This is a genomic window from Rhizobium sp. CB3060 (assembly GCF_025200735.1).
GTDB lineage: Bacteria > Pseudomonadota > Alphaproteobacteria > Rhizobiales > Rhizobiaceae > Rhizobium.
Genome location: NZ_CP104158.1, coordinates 2,285,398 through 2,311,082, shown reverse-complemented (window position 1 = coordinate 2,311,082; position 25,685 = coordinate 2,285,398). Strand labels below are relative to the sequence as shown.

Here is a 25,685-nt window from a genome sequence, read left to right as displayed (position 1 = left end):
CGCGGCCAGCGATGCATTCTAGGCTATCGCCGGCAGGACTGCGCCAATCTCAAAAATGCGTCATCGCCTCTGTGGCCGGTCTTCACCCGGTCCCGATGACCGCCATCCGGCAGGTCAATGGGATATGCGATGGCGCAGCACGATGCGGGAAGCCTGGTCTCCGACTGCAAGGGAGAGTTGTCCGCTCCTGATCCGCATTCGACGCCGCAACGGAGTGTGCCGCTGCGGCGTCGCTATTATGATCGGGTCAACCGTTCACGGGCAGCTTATTTGCAGGCTGCAACGGTGCCGGCCTTGACGCCCTGGCAAGCTTCAGCCTTGCTGATCCAGCCGGCGTCGATGACGACGTTCAGATTGTCCTTGGTGATTGGCTGCGGGGTCAGGAATACCGACTTCATGGCAACGTGCTTCGAGCCGCCGCTGAAGGTCTGGACGCCGTTGATCTGGTCCATGGACTTGCCGTTGGCGAGATCGATGGCGATTTCGGCAGCGCGCTTGCCGAGCTCACGGGAGTCCTTCCAGATGGAGACGGTCTGCGTGCCGAGCGCGATGCGGTTCAGAGCTGCCTTGTCGGCGTCCTGGCCGGAAACCGGAACGGAACCTGCGAGGCCCTGTGCGTCGAGAGCAGCAACGGCGCCGCCGGCGGTGCCGTCGTTGGAGGCGACGACTGCATCAACCTTGTTGTTGTTGGCGGTCAGGAACTGCTCCATGTTGCGCTGCGCGTTCTGCGGCAGCCAGCCGTCCGTGTAGGCTTCACCGACGTTCTTGATCTTGCCGGCGTCGATGGCGGGCTTCAGCACTTCCATCTGGCCGGAGAACAGGAAGTCGGCGTTCGGGTCGGACGACGAGCCCTTGATGAAGACGTAGTTGCCTTCCGGCTTGGCCTTGAGGATTTCGCGAGCCTGCATGCGGCCCACTTCCTTGTTGTCGAAGGTGATGTAGAAGGCGGCCGGATTTTCGATCAGGCGGTCGTAGCCGACAACCGGAATGCCTTCGTCGGCGGCCTTTTCAACGGCCGGGCCGATGGCGTCGGAATCTTGAGCGAGAATGATGAGAGCGTTGGCGCCCTGGGAAATCAGGGATTCAACGTCGGTCAACTGCTTGGAAGCGGACGACTGGGCGTCAGCGGAAATGTACTTGGCGCCAACCGCAGCAAGGGCCTTCTTGATGGCCGCTTCGTCGGTCTTCCAACGCTCTTCCTGAAAGTTCGACCAGGAAACGCCGACGACGAGATCCTTCGCGAAGGCCGCCGTCTGCATGGTCAAAACGATGGCCGCACCGGCAGCCAGCTTAATAAAAGCTCTCATATTATCCTCCCGAGTGAATGCGACCGCACGTGCCCTGAGCTCCCGCCGGCCGCCGCGATAACGCTGACGAGAAAGGTTCGGATTTTTTTCTCGACAGTCGAGAAATTTAGTGTCAGAGATTTTTTCACCTGTCAACACCCGCATCCCCAGGTTTAATCGACCGTTGAAAGGGGCCGGGTGGAGATGGGGAGAGGAGGGTGGAATGAGCGGGAGGCTTGATAATGCTGGCCAAATCGAGCACCGAATTGGTCCGCCAGAAAAACAGTGTTCTGGTGCTGACGGCGCTGCGCCGTCACGGTCCGCTCGCCCATACGGAACTTTCTGATTTCACCAAGCTTTCCTCGGCGACGATATCGGTCATCACCACCGATCTGGAGCGGGCGCAGATCATCGAGAAGGCGGAGCAACAGGCCGCCGGAGGACGCGGCCGGCCGCGCGTGCTTTTTTCGCAGCGGCGCGATTGCGGCTATCTGATCGTCGTCATCATTTCATCGGATGCGGTGCAATATTCGCTTGTGGATTATGCCGGCCGGCTGATCGACCGCTTCACGGAGGCGAGACAGCAGAACGTCTCGGGTGCCGGCTCTTTCGTCATCGGTCTGCGCGATGCCTTGAACCGGATCGTCGCCCGCTCGCGATTGCCGCGCGACAAGGTCCTGATGATTTCGATCAGCAGCAAGGGTCTCGTCGAGAGCTCGGAGCCGGTGCTGCGCTGGTCGCCGATCTTCGGGCGCGAGCAGATCGATTTTGCCGCAGTGCTGCGCGACGAATGGTCAGCGAAAATCATCCTCGGCAACGAGACTCAGCTCGTCGCCGCTGCCGTCGGCCGCCAGGAGGAGAATAAAAAAGGGCGCGACTTCCGGGCGCTTGCCGCGCTCTCGCTCGGCCACAGCATCGGTCTCGGCATCGTGCGCCGCGGCGAGGAAGGAAAGCACGAAATATCGGCGCCGAATTTCGGCCATATGCTGCATATGTCGGGCGGCGGTCTCTGTCGCTGCGGCTCGCGCGGCTGCATCGAAGCCTATGCCGGCTTCTATGCCATTCTGCGCGCGGCTTTCGATGTGCCGCTGGATACCATCCCGGCGAAATTCGTGCCGATCGCCGAACTCGACAAGATCGCAGCCAGCGCCCGGCAAGGCAGCCGCCGCAACATCCACGCCTTCCGGCAGGCGGGATTGGCGCTCGGCAACGGCTTGTCGCGCGTGCTCAGCCTGCATGAAAGCATGCCGATCGCGATCACCGGGCCGGGGACGCGCTATTATGACCTATTGTTGGAGGGCATTTCCGAGGGGCTGGCGGAATCGCATGTCGTGCGAATGGAGGGCATGCCGGAGCTGCGGGTGGTGGCGGACGAGCCGACGCTGGTGTTCGAAGGGCATCTCAACCGCGCGCTGGCGATGATGGACGACGACATCGTCAGATCTGGGGTTGCCGTTACGGAATTGCATGGCCAAACTGGTTGAGGAGGGGACTATGAAACGAATGGCACTCGTGTGCCTCTGTCTTGCCGCGACGGGATTGCCGGCGATCGCGTCGCAGCCTTGGGAGGAAAAAACGGAGGCGCTGGGCCAGGCCGGCGCCGAGGTTTCCGGCCACCAGACGGTCGAGCAACTCAAAAATCTCATCAAGATCGGCGAAGCGCTGTTTACGGCACGCTTCACAGTCGAGGACGGGGCAGGGCGTCCCGGCGCTACGCAGGCGATCGTGCCGACCAAGCGCAAGCATCCGGTGATGAACGAATTCAGCCGCACGGCCGGTGTCGACGCCAATGCCTGTTCCTCCTGCCATAACATGCCGTTTCCCGGTGGCGCCGGCGATTTCACCACCAATGTTTTCGTGTCCGAAGGTTTCGAGAGCGCGGATTTCGACACGACCGATCCGCAATTCTCCAATGAGCGCGGCACCAACAGCCTGTTCGGCGATGGTCTGATCGAGCTTCTGGCGCGGGAGATGACCGTTGATCTGCAGCGCCAGCGCGCCAACGCCATTACGCTTGCGGCGAAAACTGGCCAGCCGCAGCGCATCGCACTCGAGACCAAGGGCGTGAAGTTCGGCTGGTTGACCGCGCAACCCAATGGCTTGGTCGATATGCAGGAGCTGGAGGGTATCGACATGGATCTTGTCATCCGCCCCTTCAGCCAGAAAGGCGTGATGACCTCGCTGCGGCAGTTCACCGTCAACGCGTTGAACCAGCATCACGGCATGGAGCCGGTGGAGCGCTTCGGCGGCCGATGGACGGGGACCCGGGATTTCGATGGCGACGGACATGCCGATGAGATCAGCAACGGCGATGTTTCGGCGATGGTTGCCTGGCAGGCGACCTTGCCGGCGCCGGTGCGGAAGGTGCCGGATAATGCCCAATGGCCCGATATGGCGGCGGCGGGCGAAAAGCTGTTCGACGGCATGGGCTGCACGGCCTGCCACAGAACAAGCCTGCCGCTCGACAGTCTCTCCTTCTCCGATCCCGGGCCGAACGATGTTGCCGGCACGCTGAGCGTCTCGCAGGTGAAAGACCCGGCAATCTACGACCTGTCGCAGCTCGACTGGACGAAGAAGCTGAAGCGCAATGACAAGGGGCAGGTGCTGGTGCCGCTGTTTGGCGATCTCAAGCGCCACACCATGACCGACAGCAGCGTCGACCAGCTCGGCAACGAGCTTTTGGCGCAGCGCTTTGTCGATCGCAATATCTTCATGACGGCGGAGCTTTGGGGCGTGGCCTCGACGCCGCCCTATGGCCATCGCAACGACATCACCACGCTCGACGGCGTGATCCGCGCCCATGGCGGCGACGGTCGCACCGCCCGCGACACCTATGTCGGCGCGTCCGACGAGGATCGCGCCCGCATCATCGCTTTCCTCAAGACGCTGGTCATCGAGCAGGCAGGGGTGAACCAATGAAGAAGATTGCAACCTTGCTGGCCATAGCCAGCTTGATTTCCTTCTCGTTCGCGCCCGGCAGCTTTGCCGAGGACACGGCCGCGCCGGCACCCTTCCTGATGGATGTCCCGCATTTCCAGGAGGAAGCGGTCGCCGCCGGCATTGACCATCAATATACCGGCGGCTGGGAGTATTTCGTCGGCGGCGGCGTCGCCAGCTTCGATTGCAACGGCGATCGCAAGCCCGACCTGATGATGGCCGGCGGCACCAGTCCGCTGGCGCTTTATGTCAATGAAAGCGAGACGGGCGGCGCACTGAAATTCAAAGCGAAGCCGATCAATCTTTCCGACAAGGATATCCGGTCCGTTCTCGGCGTCTATCCGATCGATATCGACAATGACGGCTATACGGATGTCGTTCTGTTGCGGCTCGGTGAAAATATCATCCTCAAGGGCGGTCCGGACTGTACCTTCGAAAAGGCCAATCGCACCTTCGCCTTTGACGGCGGCAAGGACTGGACGGTCGCGTTTGCGGCCACGTGGGAAGCCGGCAATAAATATCCTACTCTTGCTTTCGGCAATTATGTCGATCGCTACGCGCCAGGGACGCCCTTCGGCACCTGCAGCGACAATGTTTTCGATCGTCCTACCAGCAACGACAAGGTCGACTATTCCAATCCGTTGCCGCTGAAGCCGAGCTATTGCACGTTGTCGATGCTGTTTACCGATTGGAATCATTCGGGCCAGGATTCGCTGCGCGTTGCCAATGACCGGCAATATTATCGCGGCGGACAGGAGCAGCTCTGGGACATCGCGCCCGGACGGCCGCCGCGGCAATATACGACCGCAGAAGGCTGGGCCTCATTGAAGATCTGGGGCATGGGCCTTGCGGAAGCCGATCCGAAGGCAGACGGCAGGCCGGAATATTTCATCACCTCGATGGGCGATAACAAGCTGCAGGAGCTTGATGACGAGGCGGATAACGACAGCCCGACCTATCGCGACACCGCCTATGAAAAGGGGGTAGCCGCCTATCGGCCCTATACCGGCAAGGACCACAGGCCTTCGACGGCCTGGCACGCGCAGTTTGCCGATATCAACAACGATACCAACATGGATCTATTCCTGACCAAGGGCAATGTCGAGGCCATGCCGGATTTTGCCAGCAGCGATCCGGACAATCTCCTGCTCGGCGGCTTCGATGGCAAGTTCACCGAAAAGGGGGACGAGGCCGGCATTGCGCTTCCCGGCAAGGGGCGCGGGGCGGTGGTCGAGGATTTCAATAATGACGGCATGCTCGACATCCTCGTCGTCAACCGCATGCAGCGGGCCTTCCTGTTCCGCAATCTCGGTGCAAAGACAGAGTGGGGCTATCGCCCGCTCGGCAATTGGACCGAAATCGAATTAGACAACGGCCCGATCAACCATGTGGGCATCGGCGCCACCATCAATGTCCGGGCGGGCACACAAACGCAGGTGCAGCGCGTGCAGATTGGCGGCGGTCATGCGTCGGGCCATGTCGGCTTCACGCATTTCGGTCTTGGCACCAATGAACGCGCCGTGGTGCGTGTGCAGTGGCCGGACGGGGAGTGGAGCCAGCCTTATCGCATCTTCGCCAACCAGCATGTCGTTATCAAGCGGGGCGCCACATCGGCCAAATACTGGTTTGCGCCGCCGGGAAACGGGAATGAGACTGCCGCGGCTGAGCCAGCTATTGCAGCGCCGATACCTGCTGGGCAGCAGGTAGGCGATCAACCGGTGACGAAGTAGATAATCAGAAGAGAAGGCCGGGCAACCGGCCTTCAATCAAATGTGCAACCTCATTCATTAGGGGTCGTAGCGCCGTTTTTAAATCAATCCGCCAAACCCATATGCTGATCCTCTTTGCGAACATGGAGAATGCGGTCGATCAATCCCCATTCCAAAGCTTCTTCCGCCGTCATGAAGTGGTCGCGGTCCATGCCGCGTTCAAATTCGTCATAGGAACGGCCGCAATGCTCGGCGTAGAGCCGCGTCATGCGATGCTTGGTACGTTTGATTTCCTCGGCGTGGATGAGCATGTCGGAGGCCTGACCCTGGAAGCCGCCCAAAGGTTGGTGGATATGGATGCTAGCATTGGGCAGGGCGGTGCGCTGGCCGGGCTCTCCCGCCATCAGCAGGAACGATCCCATCGAACGAGCCGTCCCCATGCAAAGGGTCTGCACTGGCGCGCGGATGTAGCGCATCGTGTCGTACATGGCGAGGCCGCTGGTCACGACGCCACCCGGCGAATTGATGTAGAGGCTGATCGGCTTCTTCGGATTTTCCGCCTCGAGAAACAGTAGTTGCGCGCAGACCAGGGCCGAAACGGCATCGTTCACCTCACCATTCAGGAAGATGATCCTCTCGCGCAGCAGGCGGGAATAGATGTCGAAAGACCGCTCTCCCATGCTGGATTGTTCAACGACCATAGGGACGAGTTGCATCGCTTCGCGCATCGGCAATCTCCAATATCACTGAAATTGTTGGTGGATTTGGCGTGTCAGGCGGCGCGCATAACGGAGAAGCCGTTGTTGTTTGCCGCAGCTTTTGCAGTCCTTCGAAGCCTCACATCATCAAGTTCGTGGATGATCCGCAGACTCGTACCGCCGCTTGCGTTCGGGGTTATCCTGAACGTCACGGTGCTTTCGAGGAATGGTGGCGCGTCATCGCGCAGCCTGTAGCGGACTTCTTCGCCCGGTGTGACGGAAATCGCGTCGGGATTGGCCAAAGCTTCCCTCGGCAGCCAGTTTTCACGAAGTTCAGGGGTGCTGACCGCGCGCCAGACCTTTTGCGGTGGCTCGTTGAGGTCGTATTCGAGTTCGATGCCGTTTTCCCGCACGAGGGGCTTCAGGTCGTTCATTGGTCCATATCCTTCAGCAAGACCTTGAGAGCTTCGATCCGGGCAGGCCAGTAGGCGCGGTATTTCGCCAGCCATTGGGCGATGAGGGCCAGCCCTTCCGGATCGACTTCGTAGTTCACGAAACGCCCCTGGCGCTCTTCTCTGACCAACCCGGCGCTCCGCAGGACCGCAAGGTGCTGGGACATCGCCGGCTGGCTGATTTCCATGCCTTCGCGCAGACCGCTGGCGTTCATGCTGCCGACAGCAAGCTTTTCAAAAATGGCGCGACGGGTCGGATCGGCCAAAGCCCGGAATATCTCGTTCTCTATCATGGCAACAGATAAGCATGGACTTATGTGATTCGCAAGGGCTTTCGGTGGCGGCTCATGGCTGATGAGTTTCCGTTGCCGATTGCCGGCGACAGACTGTCGAGCGCTTGCGACAAATCATGATCATGCGCTGCGGCGGGGCGGGCCAAAGAAAAATCCGCCGCGAAGTGCTTCGCGGCGGACTTATTGGAAGAGCCTTAGCCCTTGGGGAATCGGGCGGCTGCTCAGTCGACCTTAACCAACTTCCCGTCCTTCACGGATTGAACCGCGGCGTCAGCAAGCTTCAGCGCCGCAAGGCCGTCAGCGCCGGATGGCGTGATCGCGGCGCCCTTTTCTACGGCGGCGATGAAGCTCGCGATCTCGTTGGCATAGGCTTCGGTATAGCGGGTCATGAAGAAGTCGTGCAGGGGCGGGCGGGTATAGCCGTCGCCGTTGGCGACTTCGATGGAGAAGGGGCGCTGGTTTTCGGCCGCGACCATGCCCTTCGAGCCATGGATCTCGATGCGCTGATCGTAGCCATAGGTGGCGCGGCGGGAATTGGAGATGATCGCCTGCTTGCCCGAAGCCGTCTGCAGGATGACGGAGACGCTGTCGTAATCGCCGGCTTCGCCGATCGCCTTGTCGACGAGGACTGCAGCGGTTGCGGTGACGGCGACCGGCTCTTCGCCGAGCAGGAAGCGGGCCATGTCGAAATCATGGATGGTCATGTCGCGGAAAATGCCGCCGGAGCGCTTGATATAGTCGACCGGCGGGGCGCCGGGATCGCGCGAGGTGATCGTCACCATCTCGACCGCGCCGATGCGGCCGTCATCGATGGCCTTCTTGACCGCCATGAAATGCGGGTCGAAGCGACGATTGAAGCCGACCATCAGCTTGCCCTTCGCCTCTTCAACCACCTTGATACAGGCCTTTACGCGGGCAACATCGAGATCGATAGGCTTTTCGCAGAAAATTGCCTTGCCGGCACGGGCGAAGCGCTCGATAAGATCGGCGTGCGTGTCGGTCGGCGTGCAGATCACGACGGCGTCTATGTCCTTGGCGGCTTCGATCGCTTCGATGGTGCGGACTTCGCAGCCATAGGCGGAGGAAATTGCTTCGGCAGCGGCTGGAAACGCATCCGCCACTGCAACGAGCTTGGCGTTTGCATCGCCACTCACGGCCTTTGCGTGCACTTTACCGATGCGCCCGGCGCCGAGCAGACCAAATCTGACAGTCATCTTCACCTCCCTAATTCGGAACAAATAAACCGAATAATGATCCGTATGGAATTTTCATTCCATTTTCCAATGGCGGCGTCAAGCCGCCGTCATTTCACAATTCCGAAATTCATGTCGCGAAAATGGCTTTTCCTCAAATCGCCGCCTCGTGCCAATTTGATCAACAGGATCTCTCGCAAAACCACTTCGCACTTTTCGGGATCATGCGCTAAAGACAGGATCTCTCCAACAGGCGAACGTGACTCATGAAACTGATCGATCCCAACCATCCCGCCTATAAGCCGCTTTGGGTGCGGGTTCTGATCGTTGCCGTCTGCTTCGGCTGGGCGATCGTCGAGGCTTTGGGGCCGCAGCCCTTTTGGGCCGTCCTCGCGGGCGGCCTTGGTGTCTACGCCGCCTGGATGCTGCTTTTCAGCTTCAATCCGCAGCCGCCCAAGGCCGAGGCTGAAAGCGCTGCTGCGAGTGATGAGGCGGATGATGACGAGCCGACGGACGAGAAGAAGTAGCTAGCGCGCGAGACGCCGGATGGCCTCGTCGATCAATTGATTGGCAATCATCATGCGTGTCGTTGCCTGCTCTCGAAAGGCTGGAGCGACGCTGTCCGGATGATTGGACTTGGCGAAAGCGCGGCGTTTTTCGTGGAGAGACTGAAGGGTGGTCTGCGAAGAGATCGCCAGTTCGGCCGCTACCTCCTCCCGCGAAGTTCGTGCGAGATAGTCCGGCATTGCCGGCGGCTCTGGCTCCTTCGCTTCGGGCTCCGGTGGCATTGGCTCCTGCGAAGGGATGTCGTTGCCGAGATTATCGACATAGGCATCGTCCGGACGGGAGGACGCCGCTGGCTCGCCACCGAAAACGGTTGCGGCAAAGCTCACGTTGAGGCCGCGGATGCGATGCGCCGCCTCATCCTTCTCAGTGTTTTCTTCTTCCGCATCGAGACGATCGAGGACGGATTGAAACAGCGATTGCCCGAACAACATGTCTGCCTCCAACGAGGTCCGGGATAGCCGCGCAAGTTGGTGTGGAGCTTATGACAGTGAGCTGATCGCGAGCCGGAGGGCCACCGGACGGAAACCGTTACGCGGTTTTCAGGCCGGATCGAGGGTCCTGCTTTCCTCCAGGATCATGTCGTGCAGCAGCCGGGCGCTCGGCGGCATGGCGCGCTCTCGGGCGGTAATCAGGCTGTAGGGTTTCACGTCGATCTCGAAATCGATCGGCAGGATGCAGGATTCGCCGGCTTGCGATGACTGCCCGCACATGAACTGCGCCATATCGAGCGCGACGGGTGTTATCGCGTCCGTCTTGCAGACGATGGCAAGCGTCAGCAGCAGCGAAGAGGTGTTGATGATGTTTTCCGGCAAGGGCACGCCAGCCCGGATGAAGATGTCTTCCACCTTGCGCCGCAACAATGTACCCGGCGGCTGGAAGACCCAGTCATAGGCCGGCAGGTCCTCGAGGCTGGCAACGCCCTTCTCCAGCAGCGGATGGCCGTTGCGGACCACGAGACAGGCTTTCTCCACGCCGATTTCATGGGCGGCAAACAGGCGCGGATCGAGCTCGTCGGGAATGCGGCTGATGATGAAGTCATGCCGGGCGGCGAGCAGTTCACGCGCCAGCACGTTGCTGGTCTCCACTTCGATATTGATCTCGATGCCGGGATAGGCGCGCGTCACACGCTGGATCGCCGGCACGACGAGGCTGATCGCAGGTGCGGTGACGGCGCCGAGAAAGACCGAGCCGCCTTTGCCGGTTCTAAGCTCGCCGATCTCGCGGTTCACCTCGCGCAGTTCGAGCAGGATCTTGCGTGCCCGCTTCGCCAGCGCCAAGCCGAAGGGGGTCAGCACGACGCCGCGTGCAACACGTTCGTAGAGCGGACTTTTGACGATCGACTCCATTTCTGACAGCATGCGCGAAGCCGCAGGTTGCGAGATGTTCATCGACTCAGCGGCGGCCGAAATCTGCCCATGGTCCTCGATTGTGACGATCATGCGCAGGTGATTGAGCTTCAAACCCGCTTTGAGCAGCGTATCGTCGCGAAAACTGTCGGAATGAATCTCGATGCTTTCGCTCGGATAATCGCTATATATTTTCTCCATCATGGCCAAATTTCCCATTCGTCGGCAAAAAAGTACTATTTTTTAACATTATACCAAATTAGGTATATGTTGTGCCAGTTATTCTATTTGACAGTTATACGAAATCGTACGAGTTTGCCGGTCGTGCGCTGGGTGCAGCTCATGCACGTGAGAGCGTGGAGGAGACCTACTTCGTTTCTCACAATTGGAAGTAACCATTCCTTCTACGGAACCTGCCGCAGTTTCGGGCGGGCGTTTTTTCGTCCGCCGCATTATTAACAAGGGAGAGAGTAATGAAATCCATTATCTCATTGATGGCGGCCGCTGCGTTCAGCGTCGCTACTCTGGTGGCGCCTGCCTTCGCGGCGGACAAGGGCACCGTCGGTATTTCCATGCCGACCAAGGCTTCGGCTCGCTGGATCGATGATGGCAACAACATCGTCAAGCAGCTCCAGGCTGCCGGCTACGGCACCGACCTGCAGTACGGCGACGACGACATTCCGAACCAGCTCTCGCAGATCGAGAACATGGTCACCAAGGGCGTCAAGGTTCTGGTCATCGCCGCAATCGACGGCACGACCCTGTCCGACGTTCTGCAGAAGGCTCATGACGCCGGCATCAAGGTCATCGCCTATGACCGCCTGATCCGCGACAGCGGCAACGTCGACTACTACGCCACCTTCGACAACTTCAAGGTCGGTGTTCTCCAGGCTAACTCGATCGTCGACGGCCTCGGCCTCAAGGACGGCAAGGGCCCGTTCAACATCGAGCTCTTCGGCGGTTCGCCGGACGACAACAACGCCTTCTTCTTCTATGACGGCGCAATGTCCGTCCTGAAGCCGTACATCGACAGCGGCAAGCTGGTCGTTAAGTCCGGTCAGATGGGCATGGACAAGGTTGGCACGCTGCGTTGGGATCCGGCAACGGCTCAGGCTCGCATGGACAACCTGCTGTCGGCCAACTACACCGACGCTCACGTCAACGCCGTTCTGTCTCCGTACGACGGTCTGTCCATCGGCATCATCTCCTCGCTCAAGGGCGTAGGCTATGGCACTGCCGACCTGCCGCTGCCGATCGTTACCGGTCAGGACTCCGAAATTCCGTCGGTTAAGTCCATCATCGCTGGCCAGCAGCACTCCACGATCTTCAAGGACACCCGTGACCTCGCAAAGGTCACCGTCAACATGGTCAACGCTCTGATGGAAGGCAAGACGCCGGAAGTCAACGACACGAAGACCTACGACAACGGTGTCAAGGTCGTTCCGTCCTACCTGCTGACCCCGGTTGCTGTTGACAAGACCAACTACGAGAAGGTTCTCGTCGAGAGCGGCTATTACAAGGCTGATCAGCTGAAGTAATCTTCCGACATACCGGCCAGGGCTCGCCGAAAGGTGGGCCCTGGCTCTGATATTTATGACGATCGCCCGGTCTGCTATGTTCGGGCGTGGCGTTGGATACGGACAATGGACAATACCATCCTCGAAATGCGGAGCATCACCAAGTCGTTCCCCGGTGTGAACGCTTTGGAAAATGTCAATCTGAAAGTCCGGCAGGGCGAAATCCACGCTTTGGTGGGCGAAAACGGGGCCGGCAAGTCCACCCTGATGAAGGTACTCTCGGGTGTTTATCCGGCCGGCAGCTATGACGGCGACATCTTCTATGATGGCGCGGTCCGCCAGTTCAAGACCATCAAGGACTCCGAAGAAGTCGGCATCATCATCATCCATCAGGAGCTGGCGCTTGTGCCGCTTCTGTCGATTGCGGAAAACATCTTCCTGGGCAACGAAGTCGGCGCCAAGGGCGTGATCAACTGGCAGGAAACGTTCAACCGCACCAAGCAGCTCCTCGCCAAGGTTGGCCTGAAGGAATCTCCGAACACGCTCGTGACCGACATCGGTGTCGGCAAGCAGCAGCTCGTCGAGATCGCCAAGGCCCTGTCGAAGAGCGTGAAGCTTCTTATTCTCGACGAGCCGACCGCATCGCTCAACGAAAACGATTCGGATGCGCTCCTCAATCTCCTCATGGAATTCCGCAACCAGGGAATCACCTCGATCATCATCACGCACAAGCTCAACGAAGTGCGCAAGGTGGCCGATCAGATCACGGTATTGCGCGACGGCATGACGGTAAAGGCACTGAACTGTCACGAGGAAGAGATCAGCGAAGACATCATCATTCGCAACATGGTCGGACGCGAGCTCGCCGACCGCTATCCGCCGCGCTCGGTGCCGATCGGCGAGACCATCTTCGAAGTCAAGAACTGGAATGCCTTCCACCAGCAGCATCGCGACCGCCAGGTTCTGCACAATATCAACATCAATGTGCGCAAGGGCGAAGTGGTCGGCATTGCCGGCCTGATGGGCGCCGGCCGCACCGAATTCGCCATGAGCGTCTTCGGCAAGTCCTATGGCCATAAGGTCAGCGGCGAGGTGTTGGTCGAAGGCAAGCCGGTGGATGTCAGCACGGTGCGCAGGGCGATCGACGCGGGTCTTGCCTATGTCACCGAGGACCGCAAGCAGCTCGGCCTCGTCCTCAACGAAAGCATCCTGCACAACACGACGCTCGCCAACCTCTTCGGCATCTCCAAGGCGACCGTAATCGACGACATCCGCGAACTGCAGGTCGCGACAAACTACCGTTCCAAGCTGCGTATCCGCAGCTCCGGTGTGTTCCAGGAAGCGGTCAATCTTTCCGGCGGCAACCAGCAGAAGGTGGTGCTGTCGAAGTGGCTGTTCTCCGATCCCGAGGTGCTCATCCTCGACGAGCCGACGCGAGGCATCGACGTCGGCGCCAAATACGAAATCTATTCCATCATCAACCAGCTTGCCGCCGACGGGAAGGGCGTTCTGATGATCTCATCGGAAATGCCTGAACTTCTCGGCACTTGCGACCGCATCTACGTCATGAACGAAGGACGGATCGTCGCCGAACTGCCGAAGGGAGAGGCGAGCCAGGAAACTATCATGCGCGCTATCATGCGCTCAGGGGAGAAGCACTAATGACTACGGCCAGCCCAGCCACAGAAGATACCAGCCACGTGGTTTCCATTGGCGAATACATCCGCAACAACATCCGGGAATACGGCATGTTGATCGCACTGATCGCGATCATGCTGTTTTTCCAGATTTCGACCGGCGGCGTTCTCTTCAGACCCCTGAACCTGACCAACCTTATCCTGCAGAATTCGTTTATCGTCATCGTGGCGCTCGGCATGCTGCTGGTGATCGTCGCAGGCCATATCGACCTGTCGGTCGGCTCGATAGTCGGCTTCATCGGCGCCGTTGCGGCCATTCTCATTGCCGAGTGGCACATGAATTATGTGCTGGCGACGGTGATCTGCCTTGCGCTCGGCGGCGCGGTCGGTGCTGCCCAGGGCTATTTCATCGCCTATCACCGCATCCCGTCCTTCATCGTGACGCTAGCGGGCATGCTGATCTTTCGCGGCTTGACCCTTTCGGTCATGACGGCCGCGGGTAGCGGTACCAGCATCGGTCCGTTCCCGCCGGATTATCAGTTGATCAGCACCGGCTTCATTCCCGACTTCATCGACATGGGGACGGTTCACTCCACCTCGCTGCTGCTGTCGGTCATCATCCCGGTCGTTCTCTTCGTTCTCGCCTGGCGTCGCCGTCAGGTCAATGAAAGCCACGGCATCGATGTCGAGCCTTTCAGCTTCTTCATCGTGCAGAACCTGCTCGTCAGCGTCGCGATCCTGGTCCTCGGCTACCTCCTCTCGTCTTATAAGGGCCTGCCGAACGTCTTGATCCTCATGCTGGTGCTGATTGCGGGCTACGCCTTCGTCACGCGCCGCACGACCATCGGCCGCCGCATCTACGCCATGGGCGGCAATGAAAAAGCGACCAAGCTGTCGGGTATCAATACCCAGCGCCTGAGCTTCTACACTTTCGTCAACATCGGCGTGCTTGCCGGTCTGGCCGGCATTATCGTTGCCACGCGTCTGAACTCGGCAACTGCCAAGGGCGGCACGGGTCTCGAACTCGACGTCATCGCGGCCTGCTTCATCGGCGGCGCCTCCGCCTCTGGCGGCGTTGGCAAGATCACCGGTGCCGTCATCGGCGCCTTCATCATGGGCGTCATGAACAACGGCATGTCGCTGCACGGTCTGGGTACGGACTACCAGCAGATGGTCAAGGGTGCGGTGCTCCTCGCTGCCGTCTTCCTCGACGTCTACAATAAGAACCGGGGCTGATCGCGGCTCACGCGACCAGCCAACGATCTAAAATCAAATCCACGACAGAGTCCGGCTCTCGCTGAGAGCCGGAGCGGTAGACTGCATCCGGCCTCTGTCTATTAGGAAAGGATGAAAAACATGCTCATTTCCCAGATCAAGGGTTCGAACGGCGGGATCGTCGTCGCCGTGCGCAATGGGCCGGGCACTCCCGCCAAGGCTGTTGTGAATGCCGAAAGCGTCTATGCGCTCGCCATGGAAGCCGCTGATAACGACAAATCTCTCGTCTCCGTCATCGAGGCGCATGGGCTTGGCGAAGCGATCGATCTGGAAAAAGCATATGCCGAAGGCCGTTTCCTGCCGCCGATCACCCATCCCGATGCCGCTCACTTGCATCTGACCGGTACCGGCCTGACGCATCTCGGCTCCGCTGCGACCCGCGATTCCATGCACAAGAAGACCGCGGAAGCTGCTGAGGAAACGCTGACCGATTCCATGAAGATGTTCAAGATGGGCATCGAAGGCGGCAAGCCGAAGGATGGCGAAAAGGGCGTGCAGCCGGAATGGTTCTACAAGGGTAACGGCTATGGCGCGGCGGCACCGGGCTCAGCACTCATCTCTCCGTCTTTCGCGCTCGACGGCGGCGAAGAGCCGGAAATGGCCGGCATCTATGTCATCGCCAAGGACGGCACGCCGTTCCGCATCGGGTTTGCGCTCTCGAACGAATTTTCCGATCACGTCACCGAGCGGATCAACTATCTCTATCTCGCCCATTCCAAGCTGCGCCCGGCAAGCTTCGGCCCGGAAATCCGCATCGGCGCCGCACCGGAAGATATCCGGGGCACTTCGCGCATAAAGCGCGGCGACAAGGTGATCTTCGAAAAGCCCTTCCTCTCGGGCGAGGCGAACATGTCGCATACTTTCGCCAATCTCGAATACCATCATTTCAAGTATGGCCTGTTCCGCATTCCCGGCGACGTCCATGTCCATATGTTCGGCACGGCGACGCTCTCCTTCGCGGAAGGCATCAAAACGGAAGTGGGCGATGTCTTCGAAATCGAAGTGGCCGAATTCGGCCTGCCGCTGCGCAATCGACTTGCCATTGCCGCCGAGGACAAGGTGGCGATCCGCCAGCTCTAACACGTCGAAGCCGGCTGCCTCCGTGTGGCCGGCCGTTTCCGAGAAGATCCAGAGAGGCATGAAGCCATGACCATTCATCAGAATCTGATCGCCGGCGAATGGACCGGTACGACCGGCGCCGAGAATATCAATCCGTCTGATACCAACGAAGTCGTCGGCCTCTATGCCAGCGCCAGCGTGCAGGACGTTGCCGACGCCATTGCTGCGGCCAAAGCCGCTTTTCCGGCCTGGTCGCGTTCGGGCATTCTCGAGCGCCATACCATCCTGAAGAAGGCCGGCGAAGAGATCCTGGCGCGCAAGGATGAGCTCGGCGCACTGCTCGCCCGCGAGGAAGGCAAGACGCTTCCAGAGGCGATCGGCGAAACGATCCGTGCCGCGCAGATCTTCGAATTCTTCGCCGGCGAGGCCCTGCGCCTTGCAGGGGAAGTGGTTCCTTCGGTGCGCCCGAACATCGGTGTCGAAATCACCCGCGAGCCGCTCGGCGTTATCGGCATCATCACGCCTTGGAACTTCCCGATCGCCATTCCAGCCTGGAAGATTGCCCCGGCGCTCTGCTACGGCAATACCGTCGTCTTCAAGCCGGCTGATCTCGTGCCTGGCTGTTCCTGGGCGATCGTCGATATTCTCCACCGCGCCGGCCTGCCGAAGGGTGTCTTGAACCTCGTTATGGGCAAGGGCTCGGTCGTCGGTCAGGCGATGCTCGACAGCCCGGTTCTTTCCGGCATCACCTTCACCGGTTCGGTCGGCACGGGCAAGCGCGTGGCGCTTTCCTCCGTCGAGCATGGCCGCAAGTATCAGCTCGAAATGGGCGGCAAGAACCCGATGATCGTGCTTGACGATGCCGATCTGACGGTTGCCGTCGAAGCGGCGGCAAATTCCGCCTTCTTCTCGACCGGCCAGCGCTGCACGGCTTCTTCGCGCCTGATCGTCACCGAAGGCATTCACGACCGGTTCGTGGCGGCGCTGACGGAGAAGCTGAAGACGCTGAATGTCGACAATGCCATCAAGGCCGGCACGCATATCGGTCCTGTGGTCGATGCCAAGCAGTTGAAGACCGACACGGATTATATCGAGATCGGCAAGCAGGAAGGCGCCGAGCTCGCCTTTGGCGGCGAACTCGTCAGCCGCGACACACCCGGCTTCTACCTGCAGCCGACGCTGTTTACCGAAGCGACGAACCAGATGCGCATCAGCCGCGAAGAGATCTTCGGGCCGGTCGCCTCGGTCATCCGGGTGAAGGACTACGACGAGGCGCTGGCAACAGCCAACGATACGCCGTTCGGCCTGTCCTCCGGCATTGCCACGACCAGCCTGAAGTATGCGACGCATTTCAAGCGCAATGCGGAAGCCGGCATGGTGATGGTGAACCTGCCGACCGCTGGCGTCGATTTCCACGTGCCGTTCGGCGGCCGCAAGGGCTCGTCCTTCGGTCCGCGCGAACAGGGCAAATATGCCGCCGAATTCTTCACAACCGTCAAAACCGCTTACACGCTCGCCTGACGATCGAATCCAAAGCCCGGGCGCGAACGAGGCGGCCTGGGCGACGCAAAGGGTACTGAGACAATGAAAAAGAAAGCTGAATGGCCGCGCAAGCTGCGCTCCTATGATTGGTTCGGCGGCACCGGCAAGAACGCGATCATGCATCGCTCCTGGATGAAGAACCAGGGCCTGCCTGCCGATACGTTCGACGGCCGTCCGATCATCGGCATCTGTAATACCTGGTCGGAGCTGACGCCCTGCAACGCGCATCTGCGCGATCTTGCAGAGCGCGTGAAGCGCGGTGTTTACGAGGCGGGTGGTTTCCCCGTCGAATTCCCGGTCTTTTCCGTCGGCGAAAGCACGCTGCGCCCGACGGCGATGATGTTCCGCAACCTAGCGGCCATGGACGTGGAAGAAGCGATCCGCGGCAATCCGGTCGATGGCGTCGTGCTGCTCGGCGGCTGCGACAAGACTACGCCGAGCCTGCTGATGGGGGCTGCATCGGTCGATATTCCGGTTATTCTCGTTTCCGGCGGTCCGATGCTGAACGGCAAGTGGCGTGGCAAGGATGTCGGTTCCGGCACGGCGATCTGGCAGTTCTCGGAAATGGTGAAGTCCGGTGAGATGTCGCTGGACGAATTCATGGATGCGGAGCAGGGCATGGCCCGCTCGGCCGGTAGCTGTATGACCATGGGTACGGCCTCGACCATGGCGTCGATGGCCGAAGCGCTCGGAATGACGCTGCCCGGCAATGCCGCCATCCCGGCTGTCGATGCGCGTCGCCGCGTCATCTCGCAGCTTTCCGGTCGCCGCATCGTCGACATGGTCAAGGAAGATCTGAAGCCTTCCGACATTCTGACCAAGGAAGCGTTCGAAAACGCGATCCGCGTCAATGGCGCCGTCGGCGGTTCGACCAATGCCGTTCTGCATCTGTTGGCGCTTGCCGGCCGCGTCGGCGTCGACCTGTCGCTGGACGATTGGGATCGCCTCGGCCGCGAAGTGCCGACGATCGTCAACCTGCAGCCGTCGGGCAAGCACCTGATGGAAGAATTCTACTATGCTGGCGGCCTGCCGGTGGTCATCAAGGCGGTTGGCGAGATGGGCCTGCTGCATAAGGACGCCATCACGGTCACCGGCGACACGATCTGGGCTGGCGTCAAGGATGTGGTCAACTACAATGACGACGTCATTGTTCCGCGGGAGAAGGCGCTGACGCAGTCGGGCGGCATCGCCGTTCTGCGCGGCAACCTCGCGCCGAAGGGCGCTGTTCTGAAGCCTTCGGCCGCTTCGCCGCACCTGATGCAGCACAAGGGCCGCGCCGTCGTCTTCGAAAGCATCGAAGACTACCACGCCCGCATCAATCGCGACGATCTCGACATCGACGAGAACTGCGTCATGGTGCTGAAGTACTGCGGCCCGAAGGGTTATCCGGGCATGGCCGAAGTCGGCAACATGGGCTTGCCGCCGAAGGTGCTGAAGAAGGGCATCACCGACATGATCCGCATCTCCGATGCGCGCATGTCCGGTACGGCCTACGGCACCGTCATCCTGCACACTGCTCCGGAAGCTGCCGATGGTGGCCCGCTGGCGCTTGTTCAGAACGGCGACATCATCGCCGTCGATGTTCCGGCCCGCACCATCCAGCTTGAGGTGTCGGACGAGGAACTGGCGAAGCGCCGCGCCGCCTGGGTATCCCCGGTCAAGCCGCTCGCCGGCGGCTACGGCGGTCTCTATGTGAAGTCGGTCATGCAGGCCGATACGGGCGCCGACCTCGACTTCCTCGTCGGTCCGCGCGGCTCGGAAATCCCGAACAACCGCGACAGCCACTAAGAGTGATGCTTGAAATTGGAAAGGGGCGGGATGGAAGTTCCGCCCCTTTCGTGCGTTGCTGTCGTAGGGTAAGTGCGCGCTGCATGTCCCCGACCGCACTGCTTTGATCAGCAGTCCATGATATAGTGCCCTCTTGATTGCTTCTTTGGGGGATCATTATGACAACCCTGCAGACCGATACCTATTATCTCTTTGGCAATCTTCTTCGCTTTCATGCTCACAGCCCCGATACGGGGGGAGCTTATTGTCTTGTCGAGACATTGACGGCCCCGGGGGCCGGGGCGCCGCCAAACAGGCATCCCGATGACGACGAGGCGTTTTATATTCTCGAGGGCTTGTTCGAATTCATGGTCGACGGCGAGACCGTCCAGGCGCAGGTTGGTAGTTTCGTCAAGATACCGACGGGCGCCATTCACGCGTTCCGCAATATCGGTCCGGCGCCGGGACGGCTTCTGATCATCAATTCACCCGGCCGCGTTCACGATGGTTTCTTCACCGAAGCAGGCGAGCCGATGCCGGTCGGGATGCGTGACCTGCCGCCGCCGAGCGGAGGACCGCTGGATATTCAGCGCGTGATTGAGATCGGACGGCGCAACGGACTGGAGTTTTTGCCCGTGGACCATCCTCACTAATTAAATCCTCGGTCCGGCATTGATCCATTGCTAGATATGACCATCTCCGCAAGTTAGAGCGAGTCAGCTTTTCACGGAACGCTCCAAATTCGCATCGACTAGCTTTGGCTTTGGCTCTGGCTTTGCCCCTGGCTCGCCACCGTCACCTTGACCGTAAGGGTTTCGCCCGGTGTGCCGACCCGCATGCCGGAGACGGGAGCAGCGTCGCGATAGCAGAGGCCAGTCGCGATCCGGACGTAGCGGGCGTCCGGGCAGACGTCGTTGGCAGGGTCGAAGCCGACCCAGCCGAGGCCTGGAATATGCGCTTCCGCCCAGGCATGTGTGGCCGCCTGCTCGTTCTTGCCTTCCATCATCAGGTAGCCGGAGACGTAGCGCGCCGGGATATGCAATGCACGAGCGCCGGCAATAAAGATGTGAGCATGGTCCTGACAGACACCGCTCTTCTTTTCCAGAGCCTGTTCCGCGGTCGTTTCCGTGTCGCTAGTGCCGGGCTTGTATTCCACCGTCTGATGGATTGCGCCCATCAGTGCATGCATCTTGCCGAGTTCGTTGTCGCCGGAAAGGTTGCGCAACAATTCCTTCGTCAGCTTGCCGGGCTTGGTGCGCGGCGTTTCCCGCAGGAAGAGCCAGAGCGGGCTGAAGCCGCTATGCTGGCCGATCACGCCATTCAGGTCCCGGGTTTCGACCTCGCCGGTGGCGACGATCCGGGTTGTGTCCTGTGCGCCGTCGAGCGAGACGAGCGTGACGCGATTGGCGAACTGGTCCTCATATTCCACTTCCGGATGGGCGCCCTCGACCGTCAACTTCCAATCGAGGACGGTCTGGCCGGGACCGGTGAGCGGCGTGAGCCTCAGGCGCTGCAAGGAAAATTGCGCCGGTTCGTCGTAGCGGTATTCGGTGGTATGGCTGATCGTCAGTCTCATAGTGTGATCCGCTTACTGATAGAACCGGTAGCCGTCGGAGATTTCCGCGCTGAGCTTGTTGTTGCGCGAAACGAAATCCTCCAGGAATTCATGCAGTCCCTGATCCATGATGTTCTTGATGCTAAGCGTCTGCAGCATCTTGCGGATGGTATCGGCTGTCTCATGTGCCGGCAGCCGCTCTTCGTACTCAGCACCGAGATAGCCGATATTGCTGACGATCTTTTCGTAGCAATAGGCGAGCGACCGCGGCATCTGGCCATTGAGGATCAGGAAGTCGGCAATATTGGCTGGCTTGTATTCCGGATCGTAGGCCCATTTATAGGCGCGGTGGGCGGAAACCGAACGCAGGATCGATTCCCATTGCGCGTTGTCGAGCGAGGACCCGACATGCGAGATCGACGGCAGCAGGACGTAATATTTCACGTCGAGAATGCGCGCTGTGTTGTCGGCGCGCTCGATGAAAGTGCCGATGCGGGCAAAGTTGTACAGTTCGTTGCGCAGCATCGAACCGTGGAACGCGCCACGGATCAATCCGGCCCGGCGCTTGATGACCTCGATCATCTCCGGCACTTCGGCGGTCTTCAGGCGCTTGCCGAGCAATGTCTTCAGCTCGATCCAGCATTCATTGGTCGCTTCCCAGGTGTCCCGGGTCAGCGCCGTGCGGACCATGCGGGCATTGTTGCGGCCATAATCGATGCAGGACATCACGCTCGACGGATTGGAGCGGTCGCGTATCAGATAGTCGATCGCGTCGGCGCCGGTCAGCTTGCCATGCACCTCGTTATAGGCTTCGCGCACGCCTGCGCTCTGCAGGACGCCATCCCAATCTTCTTCCGCCGCACCGCTGCGGGTCAGCGACATGCGCTGGCCGGCATCAACCAGACGGGCTATGTTTTCGGCACGCTCGATGTAACGGAACATCCAGTAGAGGCCATTCGCGGTTCTTCCAAGCATGTCCGTCTCAGTCCTCCAGAACCCAGGTATCTTTGGTGCCGCCGCCCTGGCTGGAATTGACCACCAGCGAGCCTTCTTTCAGCGCCACGCGGGTGAGCCCGCCGGGGATGATCTGTACCTTGTCGGAAACGAGGACATAGGGGCGCAGGTCGACGTGGCGCGGCGCGATGCCTTTGTTGACCAGGATCGGCACGGTCGACAGCGAGAGGGTCGGCTGGGCGATATAATTGTTCGGCTTGGCCTTCAGCTTCTCGGCAAACTCCGTCCGCTCTTTCTTCGAGGCGGTCGGGCCGACGAGCATGCCGTAGCCGCCCGAACCATGCACTTCCTTGACGACGAGGTCGGCGAGGTTCTCCAGCACGTATTTCAGGCTGTCGGGCTCCGAACAGCGCCAGGTCGGCACGTTTTCGAGGATCGGCTTGCGACCGGTGTAGAATTCGACGATCTCCGGCATGTAGGAATAGATCGCCTTGTCGTCGGAGATGCCGGTGCCGGGCGCATTGGCGATGGTGATATGGCCGGCGCGATAGACATCCATGATGCCGGGAATGCCGAGGGCCGAATCCGCGCGGAAGGTGAGGGGGTCGAGGAAGTCGTCGTCCACGCGGCGATAGAGAACGTCGATCGCCTCATAGCCGCGCGTGGTGCGCATTTTCACCTTGCCGTCGATGACACGCAGATCCGAGCCTTCGACCAGCTCCACGCCCATCATGTCGGCCAGGAAGGAATGCTCGTAATAGGCGGAATTATAGATGCCGGGGGTCAGAACGGCGACGCGCGGCTTGCCGTTGCAGCCGCGAGGGGCGAGTGAGGCGAGGCTCTGGCGCAGCAGCAGCGGATAGTCCTCGACGCGCTGCACCTTGTTCTGGTGAAACAGCTCCGGGAACATCTGCATCATAGTTTCCCGGTTTTCCAGCATGTAGCTGACGCCGGAGGGGGTGCGGGCATTGTCTTCCAGCACGTAGAACTGGTCTTCGGCCGTCCGCACGATGTCGGTGCCGACGATGTGGGTATAAACACCGCCCGGCGGACGGAAGCCGATCATCTCCGGCAGGAAGGCGTCGTTCTTCTCGATCAATTCGCGCGGGATGCGTCCGGCGCGGATGATCTCTTGCTTGTGGTAGATATCGTCGAGGAAAGCGTTGAGCGCGATGACGCGCTGTTCAATGCCCTGGGCGAGCTTGCGCCATTCTCGGCCGGAAATGATGCGGGGGATGATGTCGAAGGGGATGAGTTTTTCGGCGGAGTCCGCGTGCCCGTAGACTGCGAAGGTGATACCCGTTTTTCGGAAGATGTTTTCCGCATCGCGGGATTTGGCAATTAGATGGCCTCTGTCCTGGCCGGAGTACCACTCGAAATATTTTTCGTAAGGCGTGCGCGGACTTTCATCCGCAGTAATCATTTCATCAAATGCCAAAGGCGCGGTCCCCGTGTTTTTTCCCATTTGAATACAACAGTTTTGACAATGCAAGAAGTATGCGCATTTGCATGTACGAATTTCGAAACCGGCGGAAACGCCGGGATTCCGGGCGTTTCGGGTCAACGCGCCCGTAAATGAAAGTTTACGGCCGCGGCGCTGCGATCAAAATCTAAGCACGTGCTTATTTTGTCGTCGGTGCAGAGAGCGGCGTGAAATCCCTCAAGCAAGAGTAGAGAAGCGGATGTGAAGAAAAATTGATGATTGGTTTCAGCGGTTCGATTTTGACGCCTTGACTGTCTTCGGCTATCAGCGGCTACCTTGTATAGCGACGATCCGGTTTCAGTTCGGGCCCGATTCGAGTCTGCAACATCAATTTCAGTCTGAGCCTCCATGTCCCTCGACACATTCGCGCCGGCGATCTTCGTCTTTCTTTGGTCCACAGGCTGGATCGTTGCGAAATATGCGGCGATGCACTCGGGTCCATTCACTTTTCTTATGATCCGGTACAGCCTCTCGGCGCTCGCCTTCGTTTTGTTTTGCGCTTTTACGGGCGCGAAGTGGCCGCGTGATTGGTCGAGCGTCTTCCGCGCCATTTATTCCGGCATCTTTCTACATGGGTTTTATCTCGGCGGTCTTTGGTGGGCGATCGCCAGTGGCGTGCCTGCGGGGATTTCGGGCATTATCGCTGCCCTGCAGCCGCTCATGACGGCGATGGCTGCGCCCTATCTGGTCGGGGAGCGCCTGCAGCCGGCGCAGCGGCTTGGCTTGCTGCTTGGTTTCGCGGGCATCGCGATCGCCATCTCGCCGAAGCTTCTATCATCGGATACCGCCAATCTCTGGAATTCGGCTATCCCGCTCGGCGTCAATCTGCTCGCGATGGTCTCCGTGACGTATGGGACGCTTTATCAAAAGCGGCATCTGCAGACCGGCGACCTTAGGACCATCGCGACGCTGCAATATGTCGGTGCACTCATCGTTGCCGCGCCTTTGGCGCTGACGTTCGAAAATTTGCATTTCGACGGCACGCACGAGGCGTTCCTTGCTCTTGCTTGGTCTGTTTTCGGCCTGTCGATGGGTGCCGTCGGTCTGCTGCTCTACCTCATCCGTCGCGGGCAAGTGTCGCGCGCCGCTTCGCTGATCTATCTGATGCCGCCCGCCGTCGCCATCGAGGCGGCGATCGCCTTCGGCGAACCGCTGACTTTGCCGATCATCATCGGCACGGTGATAGTGGTGATTGGCGTTTATTTGACCAATCGGCGCACCGCTGACGTAGTGCCGGAATAGGGCAGGCGGGATTCCGCCTGCTTTGATGGCATGGTCCCACGAGATGCCTATGGGGTGTCCTTAATATCAAAGCGCACGATCTTACCACTCTCCATGCGAAAGATGTGCATCACTGTCTTGTCCTTCAGCCCATGGGTCTGCCCCGTCAGCGGCCGGCCGTCGAGATCGAACACGGACTGAATCACCTCGACAGCGACCACACCGTCATCGGTTGTCTGAATTGCCATCGGCTCGACATGTGGACTGACGACCGCCCATTGCCGTGTCCAATAATCGCGCACAGCCTCACGTCCATGGACGTGGCCTCCATCCATACCGTTTGCCCAAACAACATCATCGGCAAGCTCGGTGAGTACAGCGTCGATATCTCTCGCGTTGAAGCGGTCGTAGATGCGCTTGATAAGTTGCGTATGAGTGTCCGACATATCGTTTCCTCACAGTGGTTTAAGGGGAGAGTGGGGCGGTTCGAGCCGAACTTGCCAGCTCGCTCGTCGATATATATACGTACATATGTAGTTTGCGGTCAACCATAGACAGGGGATAAGCGAGAGATGGAAAACGACGTGCTTTCTACGCCAGGACATCTCATCAGTCTTGCTGCGCGAGGGTTCGCGCGTCTAAGCGAGGCACGTCTGAAGCCGCTTGGGTTCGGCGTCGGTCATTTGCCAGTGCTGGTCGCGTTGCAGAATGGGAAAGCAAGCACGCAACGCGATCTAGCCCGCTTTGCCAAGATCGAGCAGCCGCCGATGGCCCAGATGCTCGCTCGCATGGAGCGAGATGGTTTGATCCAGCGAACACCCGACCCGGAAGACGGACGAAGTAGCCGCATCGTTCTCACGAAGGCTGCGCAGGCCCGTATGCCGGCCGCGATTGAAACCCTGTTCAAAGGAAATTGCGACGCATTGGATGGGTTTACAGAAGGAGAAGCGGTGCAACTTGTCGCCTTACTTACCCGGTTGATCGCAAATCTGGATCAAATCACGAGCGCGGAGCCAACATCACACACGTCCTGAGCTTCAGGCGGAGCTAGCGATGATTTGGCGACCAAGTTTTAAGACGTCGCAAAACGAGCATTCCGCGGCAACTGACTACGCAGGGTGCTTGATCGATATTTCCGGCGAGAAAAACCGCTTGCAGTGTCTGTGCTGCAAGCGGTCCGATATCAGTATCTAC

Annotated in this window: 24 protein-coding genes; 13 read left to right on the top strand and 11 right to left on the bottom strand. The window is 59.8% G+C overall.

From position 1 onward, the window contains the following. Positions 1-266: 266 nt before the first annotated feature. Entirely contained in the window at positions 267-1,307 is a 1,041-nt protein-coding gene (gene xylF / locus N2601_RS11220; RefSeq protein ID WP_104823868.1) for a D-xylose ABC transporter substrate-binding protein, read from the bottom strand. A 221-nt stretch (positions 1,308-1,528) separates the two neighbouring features. Here xylF and N2601_RS11215 point away from each other — a divergent pair, with 221 nt between their 5' ends. The 3 genes from N2601_RS11215 to N2601_RS11205 are packed head-to-tail and all read left to right on the top strand — an operon-like array spanning position 1,529 to position 5,953. Continuing rightward, positions 1,529-2,770 (top strand): ROK family transcriptional regulator, encoded by a 1,242-nt coding sequence (locus N2601_RS11215; protein WP_104823867.1) that lies wholly within the window; start codon positions 1,529-1,531, stop codon positions 2,768-2,770. A 10-nt stretch (positions 2,771-2,780) separates the two neighbouring features. Further along, positions 2,781-4,205: a di-heme oxidoredictase family protein gene (locus N2601_RS11210; RefSeq protein WP_104823866.1), complete on the top strand. Its 1,425-nt coding sequence runs from the start codon at positions 2,781-2,783 to the stop codon at positions 4,203-4,205. Then, a complete protein-coding gene (locus N2601_RS11205; RefSeq protein ID WP_104823865.1) occupies positions 4,202-5,953 on the top strand; it encodes a CRTAC1 family protein in 1,752 nt (583 codons plus the stop codon). Before N2601_RS11210 ends, N2601_RS11205 begins: the two co-directional genes overlap by 4 nt. A gap of 83 nt (positions 5,954-6,036) precedes the next feature. On the opposite strand, the gene N2601_RS11200 is transcribed toward N2601_RS11205, so the two are convergent. The 4 genes from N2601_RS11200 to iolG form a co-directional block, all read right to left on the bottom strand. Then, positions 6,037-6,660, bottom strand: coding sequence for an ATP-dependent Clp protease proteolytic subunit (locus N2601_RS11200; RefSeq protein ID WP_104823864.1), 624 nt, complete (start codon positions 6,658-6,660; stop codon positions 6,037-6,039). A gap of 44 nt (positions 6,661-6,704) precedes the next feature. After that, on the bottom strand, positions 6,705-7,064 hold the full coding sequence (locus N2601_RS11195) for an SRPBCC family protein (protein ID WP_104823863.1): 360 nt from the start codon (positions 7,062-7,064) through the stop codon (positions 6,705-6,707). Beyond that, complete coding sequence (locus N2601_RS11190) at positions 7,061-7,375, bottom strand: ArsR/SmtB family transcription factor (RefSeq protein ID WP_104823862.1); 315 nt, start codon at positions 7,373-7,375, stop codon at positions 7,061-7,063. The genes N2601_RS11195 and N2601_RS11190 overlap by 4 nt, the downstream gene beginning before the upstream one ends. A gap of 221 nt (positions 7,376-7,596) precedes the next feature. Continuing rightward, positions 7,597-8,589, bottom strand: a complete 993-nt coding sequence (gene iolG / locus N2601_RS11185) for an inositol 2-dehydrogenase (protein ID WP_104823861.1) — start codon at positions 8,587-8,589, stop codon at positions 7,597-7,599. Positions 8,590-8,834: 245 nt separating this feature from the next. Here iolG and N2601_RS11180 point away from each other — a divergent pair, with 245 nt between their 5' ends. Beyond that, positions 8,835-9,095, top strand: a complete 261-nt coding sequence (locus N2601_RS11180) for a hypothetical protein (protein WP_104823860.1) — start codon at positions 8,835-8,837, stop codon at positions 9,093-9,095. Here N2601_RS11180 and N2601_RS11175 read toward each other — a convergent pair whose 3' ends face one another. Both N2601_RS11175 and N2601_RS11170 read right to left on the bottom strand, forming a co-directional pair. Further along, positions 9,096-9,566, bottom strand: a complete 471-nt coding sequence (locus N2601_RS11175; RefSeq protein WP_104823859.1) for a hypothetical protein — start codon at positions 9,564-9,566, stop codon at positions 9,096-9,098. Positions 9,567-9,674: 108 nt separating this feature from the next. Then, on the bottom strand, positions 9,675-10,682 hold the full coding sequence (locus N2601_RS11170; protein WP_104825171.1) for a LysR family transcriptional regulator: 1,008 nt from the start codon (positions 10,680-10,682) through the stop codon (positions 9,675-9,677). Between the two features lie 272 nt (positions 10,683-10,954). On the opposite strand from N2601_RS11170, the gene chvE reads away from it, so the two are divergent. The 7 genes from chvE (at position 10,955) to N2601_RS11135 (ending at position 19,931) form a co-directional block, all read left to right on the top strand. Continuing rightward, positions 10,955-12,019: a multiple monosaccharide ABC transporter substrate-binding protein gene (gene chvE / locus N2601_RS11165; RefSeq protein ID WP_028751801.1), complete on the top strand. Its 1,065-nt coding sequence runs from the start codon at positions 10,955-10,957 to the stop codon at positions 12,017-12,019. Positions 12,020-12,124: 105 nt separating this feature from the next. After that, entirely contained in the window at positions 12,125-13,660 is a 1,536-nt protein-coding gene (gene mmsA / locus N2601_RS11160) for a multiple monosaccharide ABC transporter ATP-binding protein (protein WP_104823858.1), read from the top strand. After that, positions 13,660-14,871, top strand: coding sequence for a multiple monosaccharide ABC transporter permease (gene mmsB / locus N2601_RS11155; protein WP_104823857.1), 1,212 nt, complete (start codon positions 13,660-13,662; stop codon positions 14,869-14,871). Before mmsA ends, mmsB begins: the two co-directional genes overlap by 1 nt. 120 nt (positions 14,872-14,991) lie before the next feature. Beyond that, a complete protein-coding gene (gene araD1 / locus N2601_RS11150) occupies positions 14,992-15,990 on the top strand; it encodes an AraD1 family protein (protein WP_104825170.1) in 999 nt (332 codons plus the stop codon). Between the two features lie 66 nt (positions 15,991-16,056). Beyond that, positions 16,057-17,490: an aldehyde dehydrogenase family protein gene (locus N2601_RS11145; protein WP_104823856.1), complete on the top strand. Its 1,434-nt coding sequence runs from the start codon at positions 16,057-16,059 to the stop codon at positions 17,488-17,490. A 63-nt stretch (positions 17,491-17,553) separates the two neighbouring features. Next, positions 17,554-19,299 (top strand): L-arabinonate dehydratase, encoded by a 1,746-nt coding sequence (gene araD / locus N2601_RS11140; RefSeq protein ID WP_104823855.1) that lies wholly within the window; start codon positions 17,554-17,556, stop codon positions 19,297-19,299. A gap of 158 nt (positions 19,300-19,457) precedes the next feature. Beyond that, positions 19,458-19,931 (top strand): cupin domain-containing protein, encoded by a 474-nt coding sequence (locus tag N2601_RS11135; protein WP_104823854.1) that lies wholly within the window; start codon positions 19,458-19,460, stop codon positions 19,929-19,931. Between the two features lie 98 nt (positions 19,932-20,029). Here N2601_RS11135 and N2601_RS11130 read toward each other — a convergent pair whose 3' ends face one another. The 3 genes from N2601_RS11130 to N2601_RS11120 are packed head-to-tail and all read right to left on the bottom strand — an operon-like array spanning position 20,030 to position 23,225. Beyond that, positions 20,030-20,854 (bottom strand): transglutaminase family protein, encoded by an 825-nt coding sequence (locus N2601_RS11130; protein WP_104823853.1) that lies wholly within the window; start codon positions 20,852-20,854, stop codon positions 20,030-20,032. A gap of 12 nt (positions 20,855-20,866) precedes the next feature. Further along, positions 20,867-21,808 (bottom strand): alpha-E domain-containing protein, encoded by a 942-nt coding sequence (locus tag N2601_RS11125; protein WP_104823852.1) that lies wholly within the window; start codon positions 21,806-21,808, stop codon positions 20,867-20,869. Between the two features lie 7 nt (positions 21,809-21,815). After that, positions 21,816-23,225, bottom strand: a complete 1,410-nt coding sequence (locus tag N2601_RS11120) for a circularly permuted type 2 ATP-grasp protein (protein ID WP_104823851.1) — start codon at positions 23,223-23,225, stop codon at positions 21,816-21,818. Positions 23,226-23,618: 393 nt separating this feature from the next. Between N2601_RS11120 and N2601_RS11115 the strand changes: the two genes are divergently transcribed. After that, positions 23,619-24,512, top strand: a complete 894-nt coding sequence (locus tag N2601_RS11115; RefSeq protein WP_104823850.1) for a DMT family transporter — start codon at positions 23,619-23,621, stop codon at positions 24,510-24,512. Positions 24,513-24,559: 47 nt separating this feature from the next. Here the strand turns inward: N2601_RS11115 and N2601_RS11110 are convergent, their stop codons facing one another. After that, positions 24,560-24,937 carry a nuclear transport factor 2 family protein gene (locus N2601_RS11110; protein WP_104823849.1) on the bottom strand — a complete coding sequence of 126 codons (378 nt, stop codon included), beginning with the start codon at positions 24,935-24,937 and terminating at the stop codon, positions 24,560-24,562. Positions 24,938-25,063: 126 nt separating this feature from the next. Between N2601_RS11110 and N2601_RS11105 the strand changes: the two genes are divergently transcribed. Then, the gene (locus N2601_RS11105) at positions 25,064-25,525 is read left to right on the top strand and encodes a MarR family winged helix-turn-helix transcriptional regulator (RefSeq protein ID WP_104823848.1); all 462 of its coding nucleotides are present in this window, start codon (positions 25,064-25,066) and stop codon (positions 25,523-25,525) included. Positions 25,526-25,685 lie beyond the last annotated feature (160 nt).

What these genes read in the sequence shown, in the direction of transcription:
- xylF (WP_104823868.1), bottom strand. Translation starts at nt 1,307, where the DNA reads ATGAGAGCTTTTATTAAGCTGGCTGCCGGTGCGGCCATCGTTTTGACC.
- N2601_RS11200 (WP_104823864.1), bottom strand. Translation starts at nt 6,660, where the DNA reads ATGCGCGAAGCGATGCAACTCGTCCCTATGGTCGTTGAACAATCCAGC.
- N2601_RS11125 (WP_104823852.1), bottom strand. Translation starts at nt 21,808, where the DNA reads ATGCTTGGAAGAACCGCGAATGGCCTCTACTGGATGTTCCGTTACATC.
- N2601_RS11105 (WP_104823848.1), top strand. Translation starts at nt 25,064, where the DNA reads ATGGAAAACGACGTGCTTTCTACGCCAGGACATCTCATCAGTCTTGCT.
- mmsB (WP_104823857.1), top strand. Translation starts at nt 13,660, where the DNA reads ATGACTACGGCCAGCCCAGCCACAGAAGATACCAGCCACGTGGTTTCC.
- N2601_RS11115 (WP_104823850.1), top strand. Translation starts at nt 23,619, where the DNA reads ATGTCCCTCGACACATTCGCGCCGGCGATCTTCGTCTTTCTTTGGTCC.
- N2601_RS11190 (WP_104823862.1), bottom strand. Translation starts at nt 7,375, where the DNA reads ATGATAGAGAACGAGATATTCCGGGCTTTGGCCGATCCGACCCGTCGC.
- N2601_RS11135 (WP_104823854.1), top strand. Translation starts at nt 19,458, where the DNA reads ATGACAACCCTGCAGACCGATACCTATTATCTCTTTGGCAATCTTCTT.
- N2601_RS11195 (WP_104823863.1), bottom strand. Translation starts at nt 7,064, where the DNA reads ATGAACGACCTGAAGCCCCTCGTGCGGGAAAACGGCATCGAACTCGAA.
- N2601_RS11110 (WP_104823849.1), bottom strand. Translation starts at nt 24,937, where the DNA reads ATGTCGGACACTCATACGCAACTTATCAAGCGCATCTACGACCGCTTC.
- araD (WP_104823855.1), top strand. Translation starts at nt 17,554, where the DNA reads ATGAAAAAGAAAGCTGAATGGCCGCGCAAGCTGCGCTCCTATGATTGG.
- mmsA (WP_104823858.1), top strand. Translation starts at nt 12,125, where the DNA reads ATGGACAATACCATCCTCGAAATGCGGAGCATCACCAAGTCGTTCCCC.
- N2601_RS11175 (WP_104823859.1), bottom strand. Translation starts at nt 9,566, where the DNA reads ATGTTGTTCGGGCAATCGCTGTTTCAATCCGTCCTCGATCGTCTCGAT.
- N2601_RS11180 (WP_104823860.1), top strand. Translation starts at nt 8,835, where the DNA reads ATGAAACTGATCGATCCCAACCATCCCGCCTATAAGCCGCTTTGGGTG.
- chvE (WP_028751801.1), top strand. Translation starts at nt 10,955, where the DNA reads ATGAAATCCATTATCTCATTGATGGCGGCCGCTGCGTTCAGCGTCGCT.
- N2601_RS11205 (WP_104823865.1), top strand. Translation starts at nt 4,202, where the DNA reads ATGAAGAAGATTGCAACCTTGCTGGCCATAGCCAGCTTGATTTCCTTC.
- iolG (WP_104823861.1), bottom strand. Translation starts at nt 8,589, where the DNA reads ATGACTGTCAGATTTGGTCTGCTCGGCGCCGGGCGCATCGGTAAAGTG.
- N2601_RS11130 (WP_104823853.1), bottom strand. Translation starts at nt 20,854, where the DNA reads ATGAGACTGACGATCAGCCATACCACCGAATACCGCTACGACGAACCG.
- N2601_RS11215 (WP_104823867.1), top strand. Translation starts at nt 1,529, where the DNA reads ATGCTGGCCAAATCGAGCACCGAATTGGTCCGCCAGAAAAACAGTGTT.
- araD1 (WP_104825170.1), top strand. Translation starts at nt 14,992, where the DNA reads ATGCTCATTTCCCAGATCAAGGGTTCGAACGGCGGGATCGTCGTCGCC.
- N2601_RS11170 (WP_104825171.1), bottom strand. Translation starts at nt 10,682, where the DNA reads ATGGAGAAAATATATAGCGATTATCCGAGCGAAAGCATCGAGATTCAT.
- N2601_RS11210 (WP_104823866.1), top strand. Translation starts at nt 2,781, where the DNA reads ATGAAACGAATGGCACTCGTGTGCCTCTGTCTTGCCGCGACGGGATTG.
- N2601_RS11145 (WP_104823856.1), top strand. Translation starts at nt 16,057, where the DNA reads ATGACCATTCATCAGAATCTGATCGCCGGCGAATGGACCGGTACGACC.